Origin of the sequence: Rhizobium esperanzae (genome assembly GCF_014197615.1) — a bacterium.
GTDB lineage: Bacteria > Pseudomonadota > Alphaproteobacteria > Rhizobiales > Rhizobiaceae > Rhizobium > Rhizobium esperanzae_A.
Genome location: NZ_JACIFY010000010.1, coordinates 148,307 through 169,178 on the forward strand (window position 1 = coordinate 148,307; position 20,872 = coordinate 169,178).

Consider the following 20,872-nt stretch of genomic DNA (forward strand, 5'->3'; position numbering starts at 1 on the left):
GAGAACAAAGATTGAACGCCGGGACATTACGCCTTAAGCTTGCGAGTCTCAAGAGAGGGCGGGAGCTTTGCCTTGGATAACGATCTTCGTTTCGAGCCGGTGACGGCAGAACGCTGGAGCGACTTCGAAACCCTGTTCGGCCCGCAGGGGGCTTTCTATAATTGCTGGTGTGTGGCGCTGCGCCTGCCGCATGCGATAAGGACCGGGATGGCGGCCGACGAGCGCAAGGCGCATATGCGGGATCGGATCAAGGCAGGCCCGCCACCGGGCATTCTCTGCTATGCCGGCGGAGCGCCGATCGCCTGGGTGCAGGTCGGGCCGCGCCACGACGTACCGCAGTTCAATTCGCCGCGCACCGTCTCGCGGCCGCTGGAGGAGGGCGATGCGCATGATCCCTCCATCTGGGCCGTCAGCTGCTTCTTCCTGCTGCCCGGACTGCGCGGCAAGGGAATGAGCCATCGCCTGCTGTCCCTGGCGATCGACTATGCGCGCCGCAAAGGCGCGCGGCGGCTCGAAGCCTGTCCGATCGATCATGTGAAGCAGTCGAAATCCGTGACGCTCTGCATCGGCTCGACGGCAATCTTCGATGCAGCCGGTTTCGAAACGGTGGCACGGCGCAAGGATGGCCGCCCGCTCATGCGGCTGGAACTGCGCGACTGACCGGGCCGGACAGAAAATGCGCCTGGATGAGCTCTGCCGCATGCGCCCAGTCGGTGGCGCGGGTGATGTCGGCGGCCGCTGCCGGTGCGAAACGATGGACGGGCGAGTTCGGCATCAGGTGAATGAGCAGGCAATCGGCGACATGATCCCTGACGGAATGCAGATTGCGCGCCATATCGTCGATGAAGACAACGGGAAGGGAGCGGCTGGCATGCAAGGCGTGGACGATCGGCCCCTTGGGCTCTTCGCTGGCAAGCAGTGGAAACAGCAGGCCCATCCTGTCGAGCAGGCGACGGCGCTGCTCCTGGAACCGCGGCTGCATGGCCGTCAGAAACAGGACATCGGCCTCTTGCGAAAGCCGGTCGAGGGTTTCGACGACGCGGTCGAGTGGCGTCTGCCACAGCTCCTGTGCCTCGAAGAATTCCTCGATCAGCCGGCTGACCTGCTGGTCCCCGATCTCCGTACCATCCGCCTGCGAGACGATGTTGCCGTGAAGCTTGAACGAGCGCGGCAGAAACGCGTGCCCCTGGCTTTGGAGGAAAAGCTGGAAGGGGCCGATGAACTGCAGCACGACGTCGTCGACATCGCAGACGATCAGCGGCCTTTCGCCGAGACGGATATGCGAGATATCGAATTCCCCGCCGCTCACCGTCAATATTCCCCGGAATCGAGGCCGGGCGAAGAGAAATGCCGCCAGGCGGCGGTCACCGTCTCCGGGCTTATGCCGCTCGCCGCGCAGAAAGCCATCGCCGTCGGTTCATGGTTCATCAGGAAATCCATCATGCCGGCGAGGAAGCCTGGATCGTTGACGGCGCTGCGTACCTGGCCGGGCGCAACACCGGTGAGCGCAAGGAAGCGGCCGAACATATCGGGATCGTCGGCAAGCCAGCCGAGCACGGCGATCGCGGTTGCGTGCGGGTCGGCGGCCTGTTGTTTCGAAGTCTTGAAGTTGCTTTGCATTTCGAGGGGTAAGTTACCTTTTCTTCAACCAAATACCGCTAGCGTGCGCTATCGGTTTCACGGAGCTATTCGTCCGCATGGGCCTTCCTCATGGGACGAACGACTGCGCGAACGGACGTAGGGACAGCTTGTCATGCCCAAACAGGTGATGATTGTAGAAGATAACGAGCTCAACATGAAGCTCTTTCGCGACCTCATCGAGGCGTCCGGCTATACGACGATCCAGACCAGAAACGGCATGGAGGCGCTCGATCTGGCGCGCAAGTATCGCCCCGACCTCATCCTGATGGATATCCAGCTTCCCGAGGTCTCCGGCCTCGAAGTCACGAAATGGCTGAAGGAGGACGACGAGCTGCACGTGATTCCCGTCATCGCCGTCACGGCTTTCGCGATGAAGGGCGACGAGGAGCGGATCCGCCAGGGCGGCTGCGAGGCCTATGTTTCCAAACCGATCTCGGTTCCGAAATTCATCGAGACGATCAAGACCTATCTGGGCGATGCCTGACGCATCGGAAAGACACCTATGACTGCGCGAATACTGGTGGTTGACGATATTCCGGCCAACGTGAAGCTGCTCGAAGCGCGGCTGCTTGCCGAATATTTCGACGTGTTGACCGCGCCCGACGGCTACACGGCGCTGGCGATCTGCGAGCGCAACCAGGTCGATCTCATCCTGCTCGACATCATGATGCCTGGCATAGACGGTTTCGAGGTCTGCGAGCGGCTGAAATCAAGCCAGAAGACTGCGCATATTCCGGTCGTCATGGTCACCGCGCTCGACCAGCCGGCCGATCGCGTGCGCGGCCTGAAGGCCGGCGCCGACGATTTCCTCACCAAGCCGGTCAACGATCTGCAGCTGATCTCGCGGGTGAAGAGCCTGCTGCGACTGAAGACGTTGAGCGATGAGCTGCGCATCCGCGCCGACACCGCCCATACGATGGGCATCGACGACCTCGCGCGCTCGGGCGAGGGCCGCGCCGACGAGACGGCTCAGGTGCTGCTCGTCGACGGCCGCGCCAATTCGCAGGAGCGTCTCATCAAGGCGCTGAAGCCCGTCGCCGACGTGCTAGCCCTCTCCGATCCGCAGGCCGCCCTGTTCGAGGCGGCTGAAAGCGCGTTCGATCTCGTCATCGTCAACGCCAATTTCGACGATTACGATCCGCTTCGCCTCTGCTCGCAGCTGCGCTCGCTGGAGCGCACGCGCTTCCTGCCGATCCTGATCATCACCGAGCAGGGCGCCGACGAGATGGTCGTGCGCGCGCTGGATCTCGGCGTCAACGATTACATCATCCGCCCGGTCGATCCCAACGAACTGGTTGCCCGCAGCCTGACGCAGATCCGCCGCAAGCGCTACAACGACCGCCTGCGCGCCAGCGTCAAGCAGACGATCGAGCTTGCCGTCACCGATCCGCTGACCGGCCTCTACAACAGGCGCTATCTCGACAATCATCTGAACGTGCTGTTCAACCGTTCGATGGCGCGGGGCCGGCCGCTTTCGGTGCTGATCACCGATATCGATCGCTTCAAGCAGGTGAACGACACTTTTGGCCATGATGGCGGTGACGAAGTGCTGCGGGAATTTGCAAACCGCGTCCGTTCGACCATTCGTGGCGCCGACCTCGCCTGCCGCTATGGCGGGGAAGAATTCGTCGTCGTGATGCCCGACACCTCGCCGGAGATCGCCGCCACTGTCGCCGAGCGCCTGCGCGCGGCCGTGGAAAGCACGCCCTTCATGCTGAAACGCGCCGGTGAGGCGCTGAACGTCACCGCCTCCTTCGGCATCGCCTCGCGAATTGCAGCAGTGCTGACGCCGGACCAGCTGATGAAGCAGGCGGATCTCGCCCTTTACGAGGCCAAGAATACCGGCCGCAACCGCGTGGTCGCCGCAGCCGCCTGACGAATCAGTTGCGGCCATGGTCGCCGTTTGCGAGTTATCCACTGCGGTAAGTAAAGTGTTACCGATTTTTAATTTCACCTCCGCAATGCGAGGCGAAAATTTTAGAACTCTATCGGCCAAAAATGGACTTTCGGCTTTGCTGACGATATGTCGCCGCGCGATAGTCTTGGGGGTGTCGACGCCTTTGCCCCCGATGAAATGAAGACTATAAAAATGCCCCCGTCGCCCGCAGGCGCAAATAGAGTGCGGCGACGTCACCTAACGTAAGGGGAGGGGAGGCGTAAGTTATTACGTTATAGTGTCGATTTTCTTGGCGCGATCCGGCATTAGGCTTCAGTTCCAAGCAGAGCCGAGAAATCTTTGTATGTCCCAAAATCGGACTTTTAACCATAGAATCAAGCTAAGAAATTTCACCATTAAGAATTTGTTGATTTTCTTTCATTTTTGCGCAAATTATCGGCTCATAAGAGAAGCGCTCCCGATGAGGAGTTGTCGATACCCCATGATGCTCAGGTCCGCCGCATCTCCTGGGTCGTGGGGTCGGTCGGCTGGTACGCAAATTATAGCGGTTCCTCGTGCCGTTTTGCATGCTGGTCGACCCCCTTACACGAAAACGCCGCCACTTCCCGAAGATGGAAGGGCGGCGTTTTTCTGTTTGCGCTATCATCTTTCGGTGAGGATCAATCCAGGCAACAAAAAACGCGCGACCCGAAGGCGCGCGCTTTTTAAAAGCCCGGAGATCAAGTGATTACTTGATCTTGGTTTCCTTGAACTCGACATGCTTCTTTGCAATCGGGTCGTACTTCGTCTTCGTCATCTTGTCCGTCATCGTACGGCTGTTCTTCGTCGTGACGTAGAAGAAACCGGTGTCGGCTGTCGACAGCAGCTTGATCTTGATTGTTGTAGCCTTGGCCATAGTCGTCCTGCCTTTAAGAAAATGAAAGCCGTGGAAGCCGGATGGGCTCCACGGCAAATTCTGGCGCGAAACTACGAATCTTGTCCGAAAAGTCAAGTCCGTTTTCGAATGAACATCAGTCTGATGCCGGAAAGTAGGGCGTAAAGACCGAAGAAGGCGGCAATCGCCCAGGCAAACCCGTTATTTCCAGCGACATCGATCGCCGCGCCGATCGCCTGCGGCCCGGCCACGGTTCCCATTGCATAACAGAAGACGAAGGCGGCATTGGCGGCGGCAAGGTCGGATCCCGTCAGCCGCGAGCCGAGATGGCTGAGGCCGACCGTATAGAGGCCGGAGACACAGCCGCCCCAGAAGAGCAGGAGCCCGGCCATCAGCAGCCAGTTGTCGAGCAGCACGGGCAGCATCATCGAGCCGATGAAGCCCATCAGCGCCATGCCGGCCAGAAGCGGCCGCTTGTCGCCGATGCGGTCGGAAAGCAGCCCGAGCGGGATCTGGAAGATGACGTTGCCGACGCCCATCATGGTGAGCAGAAGGGCTGCCTGTGATTCGGTGAAATGGGCGCGCACCGCAAAGACCGGGAAAAGCGACAGCCCGCCCGCTTCGACCGCGCCGAAGATGAAGACCGCCGCCGTCGCCGTCGGCACCAGGAAGACGTAGCGCATGAAATGCAGCTCCGGTTTTTCCTCGAGTATCGGGCTTTCGTCGCGGGCGATGAAGATCGGAATGGCGGCAAGCAGAATGGCGCCGGCGCCGATCAGGAAGGGGAAGATGCCGTCGCTGCCGAGGATCGAAAACAGCAGCGGCCCGGCCGCAAAACCGAGCGACAGCACGGTCGCATAGATGCCGAGCACGAAGCCGCGTTTGGAAGGCGGCGAAGCGGCGTTGATCCAGAATTCCGAGAGGATGAACAGCGTCGTCGTCGCGCCATGGAAGGCGAAACGCAGCGGAAACCACATCCAGAAATCCTCGGCATAATAAAAACCGAGTGCACTCAGCGCCGAAATCAGCACGGCCCAGAGCATTGTCGGTGCAACGCCGTATTTATGGGCGAGCTTGGTGGTGATCGGGGCGGCAGCCATCGCCGCGACCCCGGCCATCGCCGTGTTGAGCCCGATCAGAGTGGACGAGATGCCGCGTTTTTCGAGGATGATGCTGAGAAGCGGGAGCCCGAGGCCGATTGCTATGCCGACGGCTGAGATCGACGAGATGGCTGCCACCAGAGAAGGCCAATGGATTTCCTCGACATCGCCTGGTGTGCCGTTTCTCGGCTGAGACATTTATCCATCCTTAGAAAAGCTACGCGAGCGAATCGGCCGGCCACCTCACACAGAAAGACACAGGCGTGCCAAATCCGGGTGACGGGCGGAGTTTCGCAGTATTTCCGATGTGAGTGACCACCTGCGGAATGTAAAGCCTGTTCAGACAAGAAAAGCTTCATGTCAAGTCGTTGAGCATCGTCGGCTGCCGCGTTCGGGTGGTGATCGGTGGAGCGCTGCCACTACACGTCAAATATGTCTGGAAGGTGAAGGCGCTATTCCGGCCGGCCCGGGATGTCGTAATCGTCGGGATCGTCGCTTTCTCCACCGAAACCGTGCATGCGCAACGCCCATTGCAGGCCGATGACACCGCCCTTGATCGGCTGGATCGAGGCCAGCGCCGTCACGACGGTGATCGGCGCCCAGATGGCAAGATGCACCCATACCGGCAGTATGAAAGTCATGTCGGTCAGCATATAGCCGCCGACCACGACGTGGCCGAGAACGAGGATGACGATATAGGGCGGCAGGTCGTCCGCGCGTTGGTGATGCATCGCCTCGCCGCAGGCCGCGCAATGATCGACAGGCTTCAGGAAGGCGCGGAAGAGCCTGCCGTTGCCGCAGGCCGGGCAGCGGTTCATCAGCCCGCGCATGATGGAGCGCCCGACCGGGCGCTCGACCTCGGGCGCATCCCTGTAGCGGACAGCCGGATCGGTCGGTGTGCTCATCGTATGTTCCTCTTCGGCGCTTCCGTGAAACCTGAACCGCTCTAATGCATGTCGCCTGGAAATGGCAGCGTTTCCGTGACAACGACATGCATGAAAATAAGAGTTGAGCCGCGTCGCATGAAGCAAATGTGACGCGACGCGCGTCAGCGCCGCCCGCGCGGCGGCCTCGTTCCGGGCTTCTTGCGGACCTGACCCTTGTCGCGGCGGCCGGCTTTGTGGAAGGAGCGCACCGCCGTCGGCATCTGGCGCCCTTCGCTGATCATCTCGAAACGCAGCGCGCCGGCAAGCGGGATTGCCTCGGCGAGCTTCACCGTGACGGTGTCGCCAAGGCGATAGCCGAGCCCTGTCCGTTCGCCCGAGAGCGCCTGATGTGCCTCGTCATAGATGAAATAATCGCTGCCAAGCGTAGATATGGGGACGAAACCGTCGGCGCCATAGTCCGGCAGGGCGACAAAAAGCCCCGACTTCGTCACACCTGAGACCCGTCCTGCAAATTCTTCGCCGACTCGCCCGGCAAGGTGATGGGCGATCAGCCGGTCGACCGTCTCGCGCTCGGCTGCCATGGCCCGGCGCTCGAAGGTCGAGATTTCGGCGGCGATATCGTCGAGCGTGGCTTCTTCCTCGGGGGTGATGCCGCCTTCGCCGAAGCCGAGCGAACCGACGAGGGCGCGATGCACGATAAGATCGGCGTAACGGCGGATCGGCGAGGTGAAATGCGCGTATTTCATCAGGTTGAGGCCGAAATGGCCGATATTTTCCGGGCCGTAGATCGCCTGGCTCTGCGAGCGCAGCACCATCTCGTTGACCATGGTCTGATGCGGCGTGCCGTCCGCCTTCGCCAGGATGCCGTTGAAATTGTTGGCGCGCATGTTGCCGCCCTTGGCGAGCGGGATGCCGAGCGTGGCCAGGAACTCGCGCAGGATTTCCTGCTTGGCGAGCGTCGGGCCGTCATGGATGCGGTAGATCAGCGGCTGGCGTTTCTTTTCCAGCGTCTCGGCGGCCGAGACGTTCGCCTGGATCATCATCTCTTCGATCAGCTTGTGCGCATCGAGGCGCGGCGGCACGACGACGCGGTCGACCGTGCCGTCGGGTTTCAGCTGGATCTTGCGCTCCGGCATGTCGAGTTCCAGCGGCTGGCGCCGGTCGCGTCCGCGCTTCATCACCTCATAGGCGTGCCAGAGCGGCTTCAGGATCGGCTCGAGCATCGGTCCGGTCCGATCGTCCGGCTGACCGTCGATCGCCGCCTGCGCCTGCTGGTAGGAGAGCTTTGCCGCGCTCTTCATCATGATGCGATGAAATGTGTGGCCGATCTTGCGGCCTTCGCCGGAAAAGCTCATGCGCACGGCAAGCGCCGGGCGGTCGACGCCTTCCTTCAGCGAGCAGAGATCGTTGGAGATGCGCTCCGGCAGCATCGGCACGACGCGATCCGGGAAATAGACGGAGTTGCCGCGTTTCAGCGCCTCGCGGTCGAGCGGCGACTTGGGGCGGACATACCAGGAGACGTCGGCGATCGCGACGGTGACGACGACACCGCCGGGATTGTCGGGCGAGGGGTCGAGCTCGGCATAGACGGCATCGTCATGGTCCTTGGCGTCGGCCGGATCGATGGTGATCAGCGGCACGTCGCGCCAATCCTCGCGATGCGACATCGTCGCCGGTTTCGCATCTTCCGCCTCGGCCATGACGGCGGGCGGGAAGACATGCGGGATGCCGTGCGCATGGATGGCGATCATCGAGATCGCCTTTTCCGAACCGACGGAGCCGACGACGGAGAGCACCTTGGCACGCGGCAGGCCGAAACGGCCGAGGCGGGCGATTTCGACTTCGACCAGATCGCCGTCTTCAGCGCCGCCGGTGAAGTCGGGATCGATCACCATCTCCTCGCCGCGCCGTTCGATCGGCAGCAGCCGGCCGCCGCCGCCGGGTGCTGTGCGGAAAACGCCCATCGAGGCGCCGCGGCGTCTGTCGATCACCTTGATGATCCGCGCCGTATAGGCCGGCCCGCCGCGATCGACGGCCGGGAAGATCTTTGCGAGGATCCGGTCGCCGAGGCCGGCGACGGGTGCCTTGCCCTTGCCCTGGCGGCCCGCCGGCGATTGCTGGCGGATGGCGACGGCAGGCGCCACACCCTGGTCCTCCGGCCATTCCGCCGGCCGGCCGATCAGATCGCCGTCCTTGTCGCGTGTGGTGATATCGAGAACGGTGACGGGCGGCAGTGCGCCGGGACGAATGAGCGACTTGCGGCTCTTCTGCAGCATGCCTTCCTGCTCGAGCTCCTGCAGCATGTGCTTGAGCTCGACGCGGTTGTCGCCCTTCAGGCCGAAAGCCTTGGCGAGCTCGCGTTTGGAGGCTTTCTGCGGATGATCGGCGATGAAGCGCAGGATCACCTCGCGCGACGGCAGGGCGCCGTGCACGATGTTCAGCGGCTCGACGGCGGGTGCATCCTTGCCGGCGCGGCCGATCTTGCCCGGACGCTTGCCCGCAGGGTTCGTTCTGTCGCGCGGTATTCTGCTCACGTCAGCTCTTTTTCGATTTCGCGGGCGCTTTCGCCTTCGTTGTCTTCGGCTTGGCCGCCGTCTTGGTGGTCTTGGTTTCGGCCGCGGCCGCCTTCGGCTTGGCTTTCGCCTTGGATGCCTTGCCGGCGGGCGCCTTGCCGGCCTTTTCGGTGATCAGGGCCAGCGCCTCCTCGACGGTGATCGCCTGCGGATCCCTACCCTTCGGCAGCGTGGCGTTGACTTTGCCCCAGTTGACATAGGGACCGTACTTGCCGTCGCGAACGGTGATGGCGCCGCCGTCGGGATGATCGCCGAGCGTCTTCAGCGCCGCCGGCGTGCCGCGGGCACCCCGGCCTGGCGCCTTGTTCGCCTTTTCGGCGATGACAGTCACGGCGCGGTTGAGGCCGACCGAGAACACGTCCTCGACGGTTTCCAGATTGGCATAGGAACCGTCATGCAGCAGGAAAGGCCCATAGCGCCCGATGCCTGACGAAATCATCTTGCCTGATTCCGGATGTTTGCCGATATCGCGCGGCAGCGAGATCAAAGCCATCGCCTTTTCGTAGTCGATCTCTTCGGGCTTCCAGCCCTTCGGCAGCGAGGCGCGTTTGGCTTCCTTACCGTCGCCGCGCTGGATATAGGGGCCGAAGCGGCCCGAGCGCAGTGTCAGCTCCTCGCCGGTCGTCGGATCGGTGCCGAGGTTCTTCGGCTCGTTGAGAGCGACACCTTCCGCTTCGCCGCCGTTTTCGGAGGAGAGCTGGCGGGTATAATTGCATTCCGGATAGTTCGAGCAGCCGACGAAGGCGCCGTATTTGCCGAGCTTCAGCGACAGGTTGCCGGTGCCGCAGACCTGGCAGATTCTCGGATCGCTGCCGTCCTCCCGCTTCGGGAAGACCAGCGGCGCCAGCGCCTCGTTCAGCGAATCCAGCACATTGGTGACGCGCAGTTCCTTGGTGTCTTCGATCTGGGCGAAGAAATCCTTCCAGAAATCACGCAGCACCTGCTTCCAGTTCAATTCGCCGGCGGAAATCCGGTCGAGCTTTTCCTCCAGAGCGGCGGTGAAGTCGTATTCGACATATTTGGTGAAGAAGCTTTCGAGGAAAGCCGTCACCAGCCGGCCCTTGGCCTGCGGGATCAGCTTGCGCTTGTCGATCGTCACATAGTCGCGGTCGCGCAGTGTGGCCAGCGTCGCGGCATAGGTGGAGGGGCGGCCGATGCCGAGCTCTTCCATCTTCTTGATCAGCGAGGCTTCCGAATAGCGCGGCGGCGGCTCGGTGAAATGCTGCGTCGAATTGATCTTCTGCTTGGCGAGCGTCTCGCGTGCATTGATCTCCGGTAGGCGGCCATCCTCGTCGCCGTCGTCGCTCTGCTCGCCGTCTTCCTTCTGATCGGTATAGGCGGCGATGAAGCCGTCGAAGCGGATGACCGAACCGACGGCGCGCAGGCCGGCCTTCTCGCCTTTGTTGTCGGCGGTGATTTCAGCCGTGGTGCGCTCGATCTCGGCCGACGCCATCTGGCTGGCGATGCCGCGCTTCCAGATCAGGTCGTAGAGCCGGATCTGGTCGGCATCGAGGAATTTGCGCACGCGGTCGGGCGAGCGGTAGAAATCGGTCGGACGGATCGCCTCGTGCGCCTCCTGGGCGTTCTTGGCTTTGGTGGAATAGAAGCGCGCTTTCTCAGGCAGATAGCGGTCGCCGAACTGGTCGACGATGGCGCTGCGCGCAGCATCGATCGCCTCCGGCGCCATTTGCACGCCGTCGGTTCGCATATAGGTGATGAGACCGACGGTCTCGCCGCCGATATCGACGCCTTCATAAAGCTTCTGGGCGATCTGCATGGTGCGCGAGGCGGAGAAGCCAAGATTGGAGGAGGCGGCCTGCTGCAGCGTCGAGGTGGTAAAGGGAGGTCCCGGGTTGCGCTTGACCGGTTTGGCCTCGACCGTGTCGACGACATAGCTTGCGCCGTCGAGCAGGGCCTTCAGCCGGCCCGCATCCTCGCCGTTGCCGATCGCCCGCGGCTGCAGCCGTTTGCCGTTGGCCGAAACCAGCCTTGCCTCGAACTCGTCGCCGCGCGGCGTCTTCAGAAGTGCGGAGATGTTCCAGTATTCTTCCGAAATGAAGCGCTCGATCTCGGATTCGCGGTCGCAGACCAGGCGAAGCGCGACCGATTGGACACGGCCGGCGGAACGTGCGCCGGGCAGCTTGCGCCACAGCACCGGCGAGAGATTGAAACCGACGAGATAGTCCAGCGCCCGGCGCGCCAGATAGGCGTCGACCAGCGGCACGTCGATGTCGCGCGGATCTGCCATGGCGTCGAGCACCGCCTTTTTGGTGATCGCGTTGAAGACGACGCGCTTGACCGGCTTGCCGTTCAGCACCCGCTTCTTGTTCAGCATGTCGAGAACGTGCCAGGAAATCGCTTCGCCTTCGCGATCCGGGTCGGTCGCGAGAAACAGGCCGTCGGAGGATTTCACCGCGTCGGCAATGTCCTTCATCCGCTTGGCCGAGGCGCCGTCCACCTCCCAAAGCATTTCGAAATCCTGATCGGGGAGGACCGAGCCATCCTTGGCAGGCAGATCGCGCACATGGCCGAAGGAGGCGAGCACCTTGTATCCCGAACCCAGATACTTGTTGATCGTCTTGGCCTTGGCAGGCGATTCCACCACTACAACATTCATGATGATTCTCTAAAAAGGAAACGACGCCAGCGTTTAAGCCAGCGCAACACACACCGCAACATGGATCTCGGCCCTCCGACATGGACAGGGAAATCGCTGCGGTCAAGGGGTTTGCTACAATTTTACCTCTTGCATCCGCTGCGTCCAAAGCAGGAATTCAAGAAAAATACAATTTTAGATGGGTTTTCCATCGCTTTTGGCGCGGTTCTGCGGTTTTCGACGCCGCGCGCGGATATCGCGTAGAGTTCAATCGGAAAGCGAGACGAGACCGCCCTGATGCCGATACAGCCTGCCTGATATATCGAGCTCCAGAAGGATGAGATAGACCGCGGATGCCGACAGGCCGGTATGGCGGATGACGTCGTCGATCTCGACCGGGGTCGGCCCGAGCGCATCGATGATGCGGGCCCGGTCTGAATCGCCCGGCGGCATCGTCATCGCCTTTCCGTCACCTGCCGGTTGCTCCGCCATCGATGACGGGAAGAGCTCGAATTGCGTCAGCGGCGCCAAAGCCTCGACGACATCGGCGGGTGTGGTAACGATAGAAGCGCCGTCCTTCAGCAGGCCGTTGGTGCCGTGGCAGCGCGGGTCGAGCGGTGAGCCGGGCACGGCAAACACCAGCCGGCCGAACTCGCCGGCAAGCCGTGCGGTGATCAGCGAGCCCGAGCGCGTTGCCGCTTCGATGACCACGAGGCCGAGCGCGATGCCGGCGATCAGCCGGTTCCGGCGCGGAAAATCGCGGGCGCGGGGCTCCCAGCCGAAGGGCATTTCGCTCACCGCCAGGCCGTTGCCGCCGGTTATTTCCTGGAGCAGGCCGATATTCTCAGGCGGATAGGGCTGGTCGAGGCCGCCGGCGAGTGCTGCGATCGTGCCTGTTTCGAGGCTTGCCCGATGCGCTGACGTATCGATGCCGCGCGCAAGACCCGAGACCACGGTATAGCCGGCCCGGCCGCAGTCACGCGCCACCATTGCCGCGAATTTGGCGCCGGCGACGGAGGCGTTGCGGGAGCCGACAATGCCGACCGCCGGTCGTTTGGCGGCGGCAAGCGTGCCCTTGACGGCGAGCAGCGGCGGCGCGCCGTCGATCTGCTTCAGTGCCTGGGGATAGTCCGGCTCGCCGATGCCGACGAAGCGGGCGCCGAAGCGATGCGCGGCTTCGAGTTCCCGATGCGCCTCGGCCTCGCTGGCGATGCGGATGGCCCGCGTCGCGCCGCCGCGCGCCGAAAGCTCCGGCAGGGCTGCGAGTGCCGCCTCGGCCGAGCCGAAATGATTGATCAGATCGCGAAAGGTGGCTGGGCCGATATTGTCGGAACGGATGAGGCGCAGCCAGGCAATTCTCTGCCGTTCGCTCAGCACGACGCCTTTTGGTCCGGCGCTCAGCGCATCCATTATCCCTTCGCCCCGATCTTGCTTTCCGTCCCGCTCATCAGGCGCGAAATATTCGCCTTGTGCTTCCAGTAGGAAATCAGCGTCATGATCGCCATGACAGCCGCAACCTTTTCATTGCCGAGGATCCAGAGCGCGACGGGCGTGACGAGCATGGCGACCAGGGCCGACAGCGAGGAGTAGCGGGTGGTGAAGGCGACCGCCAGCCAGACGGCGGCAAAGAGCACGACCATGATCGGCGCTACGCCGAGCAGGGTGCCGATATAGGTGGCGACACCCTTGCCGCCCTTGAAGCCGATCCAGACCGGGAAGAGATGGCCGATGAAGGCGAAGAAGCCGGCGATGATCGCTGCCTCCTCACCGAGGAAATAACCGACGACCCAGGCCGCCGCCGATGCCTTCAGCGCATCGAGCAGCAGCGTTGCTGCGGCAAGCTTGCGGTTTCCGGTTCTTAAGACGTTGGTCGCGCCGATATTGCCCGAGCCGATGCTGCGCACATCGCCGAGGCCGGCGGCGCGCGTCAGGATCAGGCCGAAAGGAATGGAGCCGAAGAGATAGCCTATGACGGCGGCGGCAAGCGCAATCGGCAGCGTGATCTGCCATGACATGAGATTGGATAACATATGCCCCCTCGGCCCTCCGTGGCCTGGCCGTCTCCTAGAGTGCGTGGACGAGCTTTCCCGAGACATATGTCGCGACTGCCCGCCCGCTGAAGCGCGCATCTTCGAACGGCGTGTTCTTCGAGCGGGAGAGAAGCATGTCTTTGGCGACAAGCCAAGGCTCATCGAGATCGATCAGCGCGATATCGGCCTTGGCACCCGGCTTCAGCGTGCCGGCATCAAGCCCGAAAATCTGAGCGGGGCGGGTGGACATGGCGTCGATCAGGCGCATCAGGCTCACCTGGCCGCCATGGTGAAGCCTGAGCGCTGCCGCCAGCATGGTTTCCAGGCCGACGGCGCCATCCTCTGCCTCGCCGAAGGGCAGGCGCTTGGTATCGACGTCCTGCGGGTCGTGCGAGGAGACGATGATGTCGATCGCGCCGCGCGCGAGCGCCTCGACCATGGCCGCCCGGTCGTCTTCCGGACGCAGCGGCGGATAGAGCTTGAAGAAGGTGCGGTATTCGCCGATGTCGTTTTCGTTGAGCGCCAGATTGTTGATCGAGATACCTGCGGTGACCTTGGCGCCGCGGCTGCGGGCGCGTTCGATCGCCTCGACCGATTGCGGCACCGAAATCATCGCTGCGTGATAGCGGCCGCGTGTCAGTTCGGCGATCCTGAGATCGCGTTCGAGCGGGATGAGTTCGGCTTCCCGAGGGATGCCGGAGAGCCCGAGCCAGCTGGCGAAAAGCCCCTCATGCATGACGCCGTTGGCGCCGAGATATTTGTCGCGCGTTTCACAGCAGACGACGGCGCCGAATTCGCGCGCATAGGTCATGATCCGGCGCAGCACCTGCGTGTCGTGAACGCTGGAATGGGCATCGGTGAAGGTGACGGCGCCCGCCTGCATCAAGAGGCCGATCTCGGTCATCTCCTCGCCGGCAAGGCCTTTGGTGATGGCGGCTGCCGGATAAACGTTGACGGCGGCCGTATCCCGCGCCGTCTTCTTGACGAATTCGACCAGCGCGATGTCGTCGATGACGGGATCGGTGTCCGGCATCATGATGATCGAGGTGACGCCGCCGGCAGCCGCTGCCCGGCTCGCCGAGGCGATCGTCTCGCGATGCTCGCCGCCGGGTTCGCCGATATGGACGCGCGCATCGACGAGGCCGGGTGTGGCGACAAGGCCGGTGCAGTCGCGGATATCGGCGCCTTCGGGCGCACCCTGGTTCAGGGCATCGCTGCCGGCGGCCAGGATCAGGCCGTTTTCTGTGATGATCGTGCCGACTTCGTCGAGATTGCGCGAGGGATCGACGATGCGGACGTTCTTGAGGACGATCGGGTTGCTCATGCCTTCATTCCATCGGTTCGGGGACCCTGGTTCTGCGAGACGAGCAGCGTCTCCATCACGGCCATGCGCACCGCGACCCCCATTTCCACCTGTTCGGCAATCACGCTCTGCGGGCCGTCGGCCACCTCGGAGGCGATCTCGACGCCGCGATTCATCGGGCCGGGATGCATGACCAGCGCATCCTCCTTCGCCGCCTTCAGTGTTTCGCCGTCGAGCCCGTAGAAATGATAGTATTCGCGCACCGACGGCACGAAGGCGCCGGACATGCGCTCGCGCTGCAGCCGCAGCATCATCACCACGTCGGCGTCCTTCAGCCCTTCCTTCATCGAATGGAAGACCTCGACGCCCATATCGGCGATGCCGGCGGGCAGGAGAGTGGCGGGCGCGACGACACGGACGCGGGCGCCCATCGCATTGAGCAGCAGGATATTGGAGCGCGCCACCCGCGAATGCAGCACGTCGCCGCAGATCGCCACGATGATGCGCGAGAGCTTGCCCTTGGCGCGGCGGATCGTCAGCGCGTCGAGCAGTGCCTGGGTCGGATGTTCATGCTGCCCGTCACCGGCGTTGACGACCGAGCAGGAGACTTTCTGGGCGAGGAGGGCAGCGGCCCCCGCGCTTGAATGGCGGATCACCAGCACATCGGGGCGCATCGCATTCAGCGTCATCGCCGTATCGATCAGCGTTTCGCCTTTTTTCACCGAGGAATTGCCGACCGACATGTTCATGACGTCGGCGCCGAGCCGCTTGCCGGCAAGCTCGAACGAGGCCTGCGTGCGGGTCGATGCCTCGAAGAACAGGTTGATCTGCGTCAGCCCGCGCAGCGTCGACGTCTTCTTCTCTCGCTGGCGGCTGATCTTGACGGCTTCGTCGGCCTTGTCGAGCAGATAGGTGATATCCTGCTCGGTGAGGCCCTTGATGCCGATGAGGTGGCGGTGGGGGAAAAAGACCATGACACTGCCTCTTGCTGTCTCTGGCGGGTCTATAAAGAGTGCGGCCCGCCGGGGCAAGCATGCGCTGTGGGCAAAGGCTTATGTCCCCATGCATTTTCGCCGGAATTCCGATAGAGCAGAATGAACCGAATCATAACTTCCGGTTTCCCTTTGCCGGGTTCTTACACTAGAAGCGAATTATGACCTCCGCCAACCGGACTGACGACAAACTCGCAGAACTCAACCAGCCGAGCCTGTGGTCCGGCATCAACGCCTATCGATCCGATCCGCTGATCGTCGATCTGACGGCAGCCCTGCCGCGCGGCATCCGCGAGGACCTGGAAAACATGGGCCGCTACGTCACCTCCCCGGAGGCGCAGGAGCTGGCGCGCATGGCAAACCAGGGCGCGCCGCAGCTGCGCACCCATGGTCCGCGCGGCGAGCGCCTCGATGTCGTCGAATTCCATCCCGCCTGGCACGCGCTGATGCGCCGCTCCATGTCGGTCGGCCTGCATTCCTCCGTCTGGGACCCGCAGGCCGATACCGAAGCCAAGGACGAGGCCCACAAGGTTCGCGCCGCCCGCTTCTATCTGACGTCGCAGCTGGAATCCGGTCATCTCTGCCCGCTGACGATGACCAGCGCCTCCGTTGCCGCGCTCTCGGCCTCGCCCGCGGTGCAGAAGGATTGGGCGCCGAAGATCCTGTCGCGCAAATATGATTCGTCGAACAAGCCGGCCATGCAGAAGTCCGCTGTCACCATCGGCATGGGCATGACGGAAAAGCAGGGCGGCACGGATGTGCGGGCCAACCGCAGCGCGGCGGAAAAGGTCAGCGAAGGCATCTACCGGCTCTCCGGCCACAAATGGTTCATGTCCGCTCCGATGAGCGATGCCTTCATCATGCTGGCGCAGACCAAGGACGGCATGGGTTGCTTCCTCGTGCCGCGCCTGCTGGAAGATGGCTCCGCCAACGGCCTGCAGTTCCAGCGGCTGAAGGACAAGGTCGGCAACCGCTCCAACGCCTCTGCCGAAGTAGAATTTTCAGACACCTTCGGCTTTCTGCTCGGCGGCCCGGATGCCGGCATCCGCACCATTCTCGACATGGTGACGCTGACGCGGCTCGATTGCGCGCTGGCCTCTTCAGGCATGATGCGCGCCTCGCTGGCCGAGGCCGTGCACCATACCCGCGGCCGCAGCGTCTTCGGCAAGATGCTCGTCAACCAGCCGATCATGACGCGCGTACTCGCCGACATGGCGCTCGATGTCGCCGCCGCCACCGCGCTGTCCTTCCGCCTTGCCGATGCTTTCGACAAGGCGCGCGGCAATGCCGAGCAGGCGGCCTATGCCCGCGTCATGACGCCGGTCGCCAAATACTGGTGCTGCAAGATCGCCCCCGCGCTGATCTACGAAGCGATGGAATGCATCGGCGGCAACGGTTACATCGAGGAACGCCCGATCGCCCGCCATTACCGCGAGGCGCCCGTCAACGCCATCTGGGAAGGCTCCGGCAACGTCATGGCGCTCGACGTGCTGCGCGTGCTCAACCGTGGCAAGGATCTGTTCGAAACGGTCTTTGCGGGCCTTGCCCGCGATCTCGGCCCCGCCGGCAAGAAGACCATCGACGTCCTGCGCGCCGCAATCGCGCTGTGCGAACAGGATGAGGGCGCCGCGCGCCTGCTCGTCGAGCAGCTGGCGCTCGCCGCCGGCGCCGCCGAACTCTATCGGCTGGGCGCTGGGCGCATCGCCGATGCCTTCATCGAGACGCGCCTTGCCGGCGGCTGGCGCTCTACCTACGGCATGCTCGATTCCCGCTTCGACGCCAGCTACATCGTCGACCTGCTCTATCCGCCGGCGGCCTGATTGCAGGCGGGGAATGATCGCTATGAGGGCCTTGTCTCCGCGATCTCCTTGGGCTGCGCGTCTTTTGAGACGCGCGAAAGACGCTGGATGGTCTCAAGACCAATGACGATACCCTTGCCATAAACGAAAATCCGGCCGCGTTGCCGCAGCCGGATTGATTATTTACGTCCGAAAATCAGCGTTCAGAAGAAGCCGCGGCGCTGCCACCAACCGGCCTTCTTCGGTTTGCCGTCGTCGCTGTCGCCATTCTCGACGCGGGTGGTGGATTTCACCGTCGGCTCGGAGGAGGAGATGTTGGATTCGCGGTTGGCGCGAACCGGCTTTGCCTCTTCCTGAACGGGCGTTTCGAGATCGGCGGAGGCTTCGACCAGTTCCGGTTCTGCCTCGGCTACAGGTGCCGTCTCCACGACCGGCTCTTCGACCGGTGCTGCGGCGGGTTTGCGGCGGCCACGGCCACGAGCGGGCTTCACATCCTCGGTGACGACGGCCACACCCTCGACGGCAGCCGCTGCGGCCTGACCTTCGTCAGCCTGCTCGGCAACCGCCTCGACCACTACGGCCTCGCTCGGTGCGCTTTCGCTCGAAGCGTCGTCGCCTTCGTCCTCGCCGCCGCCATTGTCTTCTCCGGCTTCGCCGGCCGTCAGTTCGGAACCATCCTCGGCGCGGTTGCGGCGACCGCCGCGCTTGCCGCGACGGCGGCGCTTGCGGCGCTGCGATTCTTCGCTTTCAGCCTGTGTTTCAGGCGTGCCTTCGGCGATTTCATCGCCTTCGCCGCCCTCGTCGTCACCATCCTCATCCTCGTCGCCGGCCTCACCAGCAGCCGATACCGGCTGCTCGGCATTGCCGTTGCGGCCGCGGCGGCGCCGGCGGCGCTTGCGCTTGCGGTTGCCGTCGCCTTCGCCTTCCGAGCGTGCAGCGACGGGGCGCTCGGAAGCGGCCGGCTTTTCTTCGAGTTCCTCGTCTTCGTCCTCATCCGCCTCGATGACGATATCGTCGTCGTCATCCTCGGGAATGGCCGCGAAGTTGAAGAGCGTTTCGATCTTGACGGGGTTTTCGACAGCCTCGCCGCGATCGATCGCGAAATGCTGCGCGCCGACCGAACCGTCCGCATCGATGACGATCGCCACGCCGAAGCGGTTCTCGTAATCGATGATCGTCTGGCGCTTGTGGTTGAGCAGGTAGAGCGCGATGTCAGGCGTCGTGCGCACGGTGATGTTGTGCGTGGTGTTCTTCAGCAGATATTCCTCGATGCCACGCAGCACATGCAGCGCGACGGAGGACTGCGAACGTACATGGCCGCTGCCGCCGCAATGCGAGCAGACCTGCGTGGTCGATTCGAGAACCGATGCGCGGATACGCTGGCGCGACATTTCGAGAAGGCCGAAATGCGAGATCCGGCCGACCTGGATGCGGGCGCGGTCGTTCTTCAGGCATTCCTTCAGCTTCTTCTCGACGGCGCGGTTGTTGCGCTTCTCTTCCATGTCGATGAAGTCGATGACGATCAGGCCGGCAAGGTCGCGCAGGCGAAGCTGGCGGGCGATTTCTTCCGCGGCTTCGAGGTTGGTCTGCAGCGCGGTGTCCTCGATCGAGTGTTCGCGCGTCGAGCGGCCGGAGTTGACGTCGATCGAGACCAGCGCTTCCGTCTGGTTCATGATCAGGTAGCCGCCGGAACGCAGGGTCACCTGCGGCTGCAGCATGCGGTCGAGCTGGGCTTCGATGCCCGAGCGCGAGAAGATCGGGTGGATGTCGCGATAGGGCTGAACCACCTTGGCATGGCTCGGCATCAGCATCTTCATGAAGTCTTTCGCTTCACGATAGCCTTCTTCGCCGGCAACGATGATCTCGCCGATATCCTTATTGTAGAGGTCGCGGATCGAGCGCTTGATCAACGAGCCTTCCTCATAGACGAGGCAGGGAGCGGTGGAAGCGAGCGTCAGCGTGCGGACGTTTTCCCACAGGCGCATCAGATATTCGAAGTCGCGCTTGACCTCGACCTTGGTGCGATTGGCGCCGGCGGTGCGAAGAATGACGCCCATGCCCTGCGGCACTTCGAGCATGCGCGCGATTTCCTTCAGGCGCTTGCGGTCGGCAGGGTTGGTGATCTTGCGGGAAATGCCGCCGCCGCGCGCCGTGTTCGGCATCAGCACGGAATAGCGGCCGGCGAGCGAGAGATAGGTGGTAAGCGCTGCACCCTTGTTGCCGCGCTCTTCCTTGGCGACCTGCACGAGCAGGATCTGGCGGCGCTTGATGACTTCCTGGATGCGGTACTGCTTGCGCGGCTTGCGCTGCACGCGGTCCGGCACTTCTTCCATGGCGTCTTCGGCGCCGACCGATTCGATGACTTCCTCTTCGCCGTGGTCGTCATCGTCGTCGTCATCGTCGTGGCGACGCTTGTTGGTATCGATGTCCTCGGAGATCTCGTCGGTTTCCACCATCGCGGCCATCGTGCCGCCGGTCGAACCGTCATCCTCGTTGTCGACGCTGGAGGCGCCTTCGGCCTCGACGTCGGTCGGGACGGCATCCTCGGTCGCGGTCGTCTCGGCAGCCGGCTCGGCAACCTTCTTGCGGCTGCGGCGCGGCCGTGCCTTCTTGGCAGGCGCTTCCTCGGTGGCTTCGGGCGATGCCGCGGCCTCGACCGCTGCCGGCTCTTCCGTTACGGCAGCCGTTTCCGGCGCCTCTGCCGGCACGATGCCGACATCCGGCTGATCCTGCGTGGACAGATCGACCATCGGCGCGGTTTCGACATGCTCGACATCGTCGTCGCGGCGATGCTCCTCGGCTTCGGCCCGAAGCAGCGCCTGACGGTCGGCGAGCGGTATCTGATAATAGTCGGGATGGATTTCGGCGAAGGCCAGGAAGCCGTGCCGGTTGCCGCCGTAATCGACGAAGGCGGCCTGCAGCGAGGGCTCGACCCTCGTTACCTTTGCAAGATAGATGTTGCCGCGAATCTGCTTCTTGTGCTGGGACTCGAAGTCAAATTCTTCTATGCGGTTCCCGCGAACGACAACGACGCGCGTCTCTTCCTCGTGAGACGCATCGATAAGCATTTTGTCTGCCATGTAAGCTGTGCTCCTCGGCGTGGCCGCGAGAGCGCATTCCCGACTGCTGTTGAAACAGAAGGAATGCGGTCCACTGTAGCCGCGCCGGATAATGAAAGTC

Annotated in this window: 16 protein-coding genes; 4 read left to right on the top strand and 12 right to left on the bottom strand. The window is 63.0% G+C overall.

All coding sequences use genetic code 11. The features are described from left to right. Positions 1-72: 72 nt before the first annotated feature. Positions 73-660 carry a GNAT family N-acetyltransferase gene (locus tag GGD57_RS15275; RefSeq protein WP_184471073.1) on the top strand — a complete coding sequence of 196 codons (588 nt, stop codon included), beginning with the start codon at positions 73-75 and terminating at the stop codon, positions 658-660. On the opposite strand, the gene GGD57_RS15280 is transcribed toward GGD57_RS15275, so the two are convergent. Further along, on the bottom strand, positions 635-1,309 hold the full coding sequence (locus GGD57_RS15280) for a hypothetical protein (protein ID WP_184471075.1): 675 nt from the start codon (positions 1,307-1,309) through the stop codon (positions 635-637). The genes GGD57_RS15275 and GGD57_RS15280 overlap by 26 nt on opposite strands. A gap of 2 nt (positions 1,310-1,311) precedes the next feature. Further along, on the bottom strand, positions 1,312-1,620 hold the full coding sequence (locus tag GGD57_RS15285) for a DUF3572 domain-containing protein (RefSeq protein WP_085736889.1): 309 nt from the start codon (positions 1,618-1,620) through the stop codon (positions 1,312-1,314). A 133-nt stretch (positions 1,621-1,753) separates the two neighbouring features. Here GGD57_RS15285 and GGD57_RS15290 point away from each other — a divergent pair, with 133 nt between their 5' ends. After that, entirely contained in the window at positions 1,754-2,125 is a 372-nt protein-coding gene (locus GGD57_RS15290; RefSeq protein WP_010065708.1) for a response regulator, read from the top strand. 18 nt (positions 2,126-2,143) lie between these two features. Beyond that, positions 2,144-3,517 (top strand): PleD family two-component system response regulator, encoded by a 1,374-nt coding sequence (locus GGD57_RS15295; RefSeq protein WP_184471077.1) that lies wholly within the window; start codon positions 2,144-2,146, stop codon positions 3,515-3,517. 748 nt (positions 3,518-4,265) lie between these two features. On the opposite strand, the gene rpmG is transcribed toward GGD57_RS15295, so the two are convergent. The 9 genes from rpmG to GGD57_RS15340 all read right to left on the bottom strand — a co-directional run bounded on the left by rpmG (position 4,266) and on the right by GGD57_RS15340 (position 15,875). Continuing rightward, on the bottom strand, positions 4,266-4,433 hold the full coding sequence (rpmG, locus tag GGD57_RS15300) for a 50S ribosomal protein L33 (RefSeq protein WP_003587245.1): 168 nt from the start codon (positions 4,431-4,433) through the stop codon (positions 4,266-4,268). 92 nt (positions 4,434-4,525) lie between these two features. Next, positions 4,526-5,710 (bottom strand): MFS transporter, encoded by a 1,185-nt coding sequence (locus GGD57_RS15305; protein WP_184471079.1) that lies wholly within the window; start codon positions 5,708-5,710, stop codon positions 4,526-4,528. Between the two features lie 254 nt (positions 5,711-5,964). Continuing rightward, positions 5,965-6,417, bottom strand: a complete 453-nt coding sequence (locus tag GGD57_RS15310; protein ID WP_184471081.1) for a DUF983 domain-containing protein — start codon at positions 6,415-6,417, stop codon at positions 5,965-5,967. 143 nt (positions 6,418-6,560) lie between these two features. Further along, positions 6,561-8,933, bottom strand: a complete 2,373-nt coding sequence (rnr, locus tag GGD57_RS15315) for a ribonuclease R (RefSeq protein WP_184471083.1) — start codon at positions 8,931-8,933, stop codon at positions 6,561-6,563. Position 8,934: 1 nt separating this feature from the next. After that, entirely contained in the window at positions 8,935-11,589 is a 2,655-nt protein-coding gene (topA, locus tag GGD57_RS15320) for a type I DNA topoisomerase (RefSeq protein WP_184471085.1), read from the bottom strand. A gap of 246 nt (positions 11,590-11,835) precedes the next feature. Further along, positions 11,836-12,978 (bottom strand): DNA-processing protein DprA, encoded by a 1,143-nt coding sequence (gene dprA, locus GGD57_RS15325; protein WP_184471087.1) that lies wholly within the window; start codon positions 12,976-12,978, stop codon positions 11,836-11,838. Next, positions 12,978-13,598 carry a glycerol-3-phosphate 1-O-acyltransferase PlsY gene (plsY, locus tag GGD57_RS15330; RefSeq protein ID WP_085736895.1) on the bottom strand — a complete coding sequence of 207 codons (621 nt, stop codon included), beginning with the start codon at positions 13,596-13,598 and terminating at the stop codon, positions 12,978-12,980. The genes dprA and plsY overlap by 1 nt, the downstream gene beginning before the upstream one ends. Positions 13,599-13,632: 34 nt before the next feature. After that, on the bottom strand, positions 13,633-14,922 hold the full coding sequence (locus GGD57_RS15335; protein ID WP_184471090.1) for a dihydroorotase: 1,290 nt from the start codon (positions 14,920-14,922) through the stop codon (positions 13,633-13,635). Then, positions 14,919-15,875, bottom strand: coding sequence for an aspartate carbamoyltransferase catalytic subunit (locus GGD57_RS15340; RefSeq protein ID WP_184471092.1), 957 nt, complete (start codon positions 15,873-15,875; stop codon positions 14,919-14,921). The genes GGD57_RS15335 and GGD57_RS15340 overlap by 4 nt, the downstream gene beginning before the upstream one ends. 179 nt (positions 15,876-16,054) lie before the next feature. Here GGD57_RS15340 and GGD57_RS15345 point away from each other — a divergent pair, with 179 nt between their 5' ends. Continuing rightward, a complete protein-coding gene (locus GGD57_RS15345) occupies positions 16,055-17,713 on the top strand; it encodes an acyl-CoA dehydrogenase family protein (protein WP_184471094.1) in 1,659 nt (552 codons plus the stop codon). 182 nt (positions 17,714-17,895) lie between these two features. Here the strand turns inward: GGD57_RS15345 and GGD57_RS15350 are convergent, their stop codons facing one another. Further along, on the bottom strand, positions 17,896-20,772 hold the full coding sequence (locus GGD57_RS15350) for an Rne/Rng family ribonuclease (RefSeq protein WP_184471095.1): 2,877 nt from the start codon (positions 20,770-20,772) through the stop codon (positions 17,896-17,898). Positions 20,773-20,872 lie beyond the last annotated feature (100 nt).

What these genes read in the sequence shown, in the direction of transcription:
- GGD57_RS15345 (WP_184471094.1), top strand. Translation starts at nt 16,055, where the DNA reads ATGACCTCCGCCAACCGGACTGACGACAAACTCGCAGAACTCAACCAG.
- GGD57_RS15350 (WP_184471095.1), bottom strand. Translation starts at nt 20,772, where the DNA reads ATGGCAGACAAAATGCTTATCGATGCGTCTCACGAGGAAGAGACGCGC.
- GGD57_RS15295 (WP_184471077.1), top strand. Translation starts at nt 2,144, where the DNA reads ATGACTGCGCGAATACTGGTGGTTGACGATATTCCGGCCAACGTGAAG.
- GGD57_RS15305 (WP_184471079.1), bottom strand. Translation starts at nt 5,710, where the DNA reads ATGTCTCAGCCGAGAAACGGCACACCAGGCGATGTCGAGGAAATCCAT.
- plsY (WP_085736895.1), bottom strand. Translation starts at nt 13,598, where the DNA reads ATGTTATCCAATCTCATGTCATGGCAGATCACGCTGCCGATTGCGCTT.
- GGD57_RS15285 (WP_085736889.1), bottom strand. Translation starts at nt 1,620, where the DNA reads ATGCAAAGCAACTTCAAGACTTCGAAACAACAGGCCGCCGACCCGCAC.
- dprA (WP_184471087.1), bottom strand. Translation starts at nt 12,978, where the DNA reads ATGGATGCGCTGAGCGCCGGACCAAAAGGCGTCGTGCTGAGCGAACGG.
- topA (WP_184471085.1), bottom strand. Translation starts at nt 11,589, where the DNA reads ATGAATGTTGTAGTGGTGGAATCGCCTGCCAAGGCCAAGACGATCAAC.
- GGD57_RS15335 (WP_184471090.1), bottom strand. Translation starts at nt 14,922, where the DNA reads ATGAGCAACCCGATCGTCCTCAAGAACGTCCGCATCGTCGATCCCTCG.
- GGD57_RS15290 (WP_010065708.1), top strand. Translation starts at nt 1,754, where the DNA reads ATGCCCAAACAGGTGATGATTGTAGAAGATAACGAGCTCAACATGAAG.
- GGD57_RS15340 (WP_184471092.1), bottom strand. Translation starts at nt 15,875, where the DNA reads ATGGTCTTTTTCCCCCACCGCCACCTCATCGGCATCAAGGGCCTCACC.
- GGD57_RS15310 (WP_184471081.1), bottom strand. Translation starts at nt 6,417, where the DNA reads ATGAGCACACCGACCGATCCGGCTGTCCGCTACAGGGATGCGCCCGAG.
- rpmG (WP_003587245.1), bottom strand. Translation starts at nt 4,433, where the DNA reads ATGGCCAAGGCTACAACAATCAAGATCAAGCTGCTGTCGACAGCCGAC.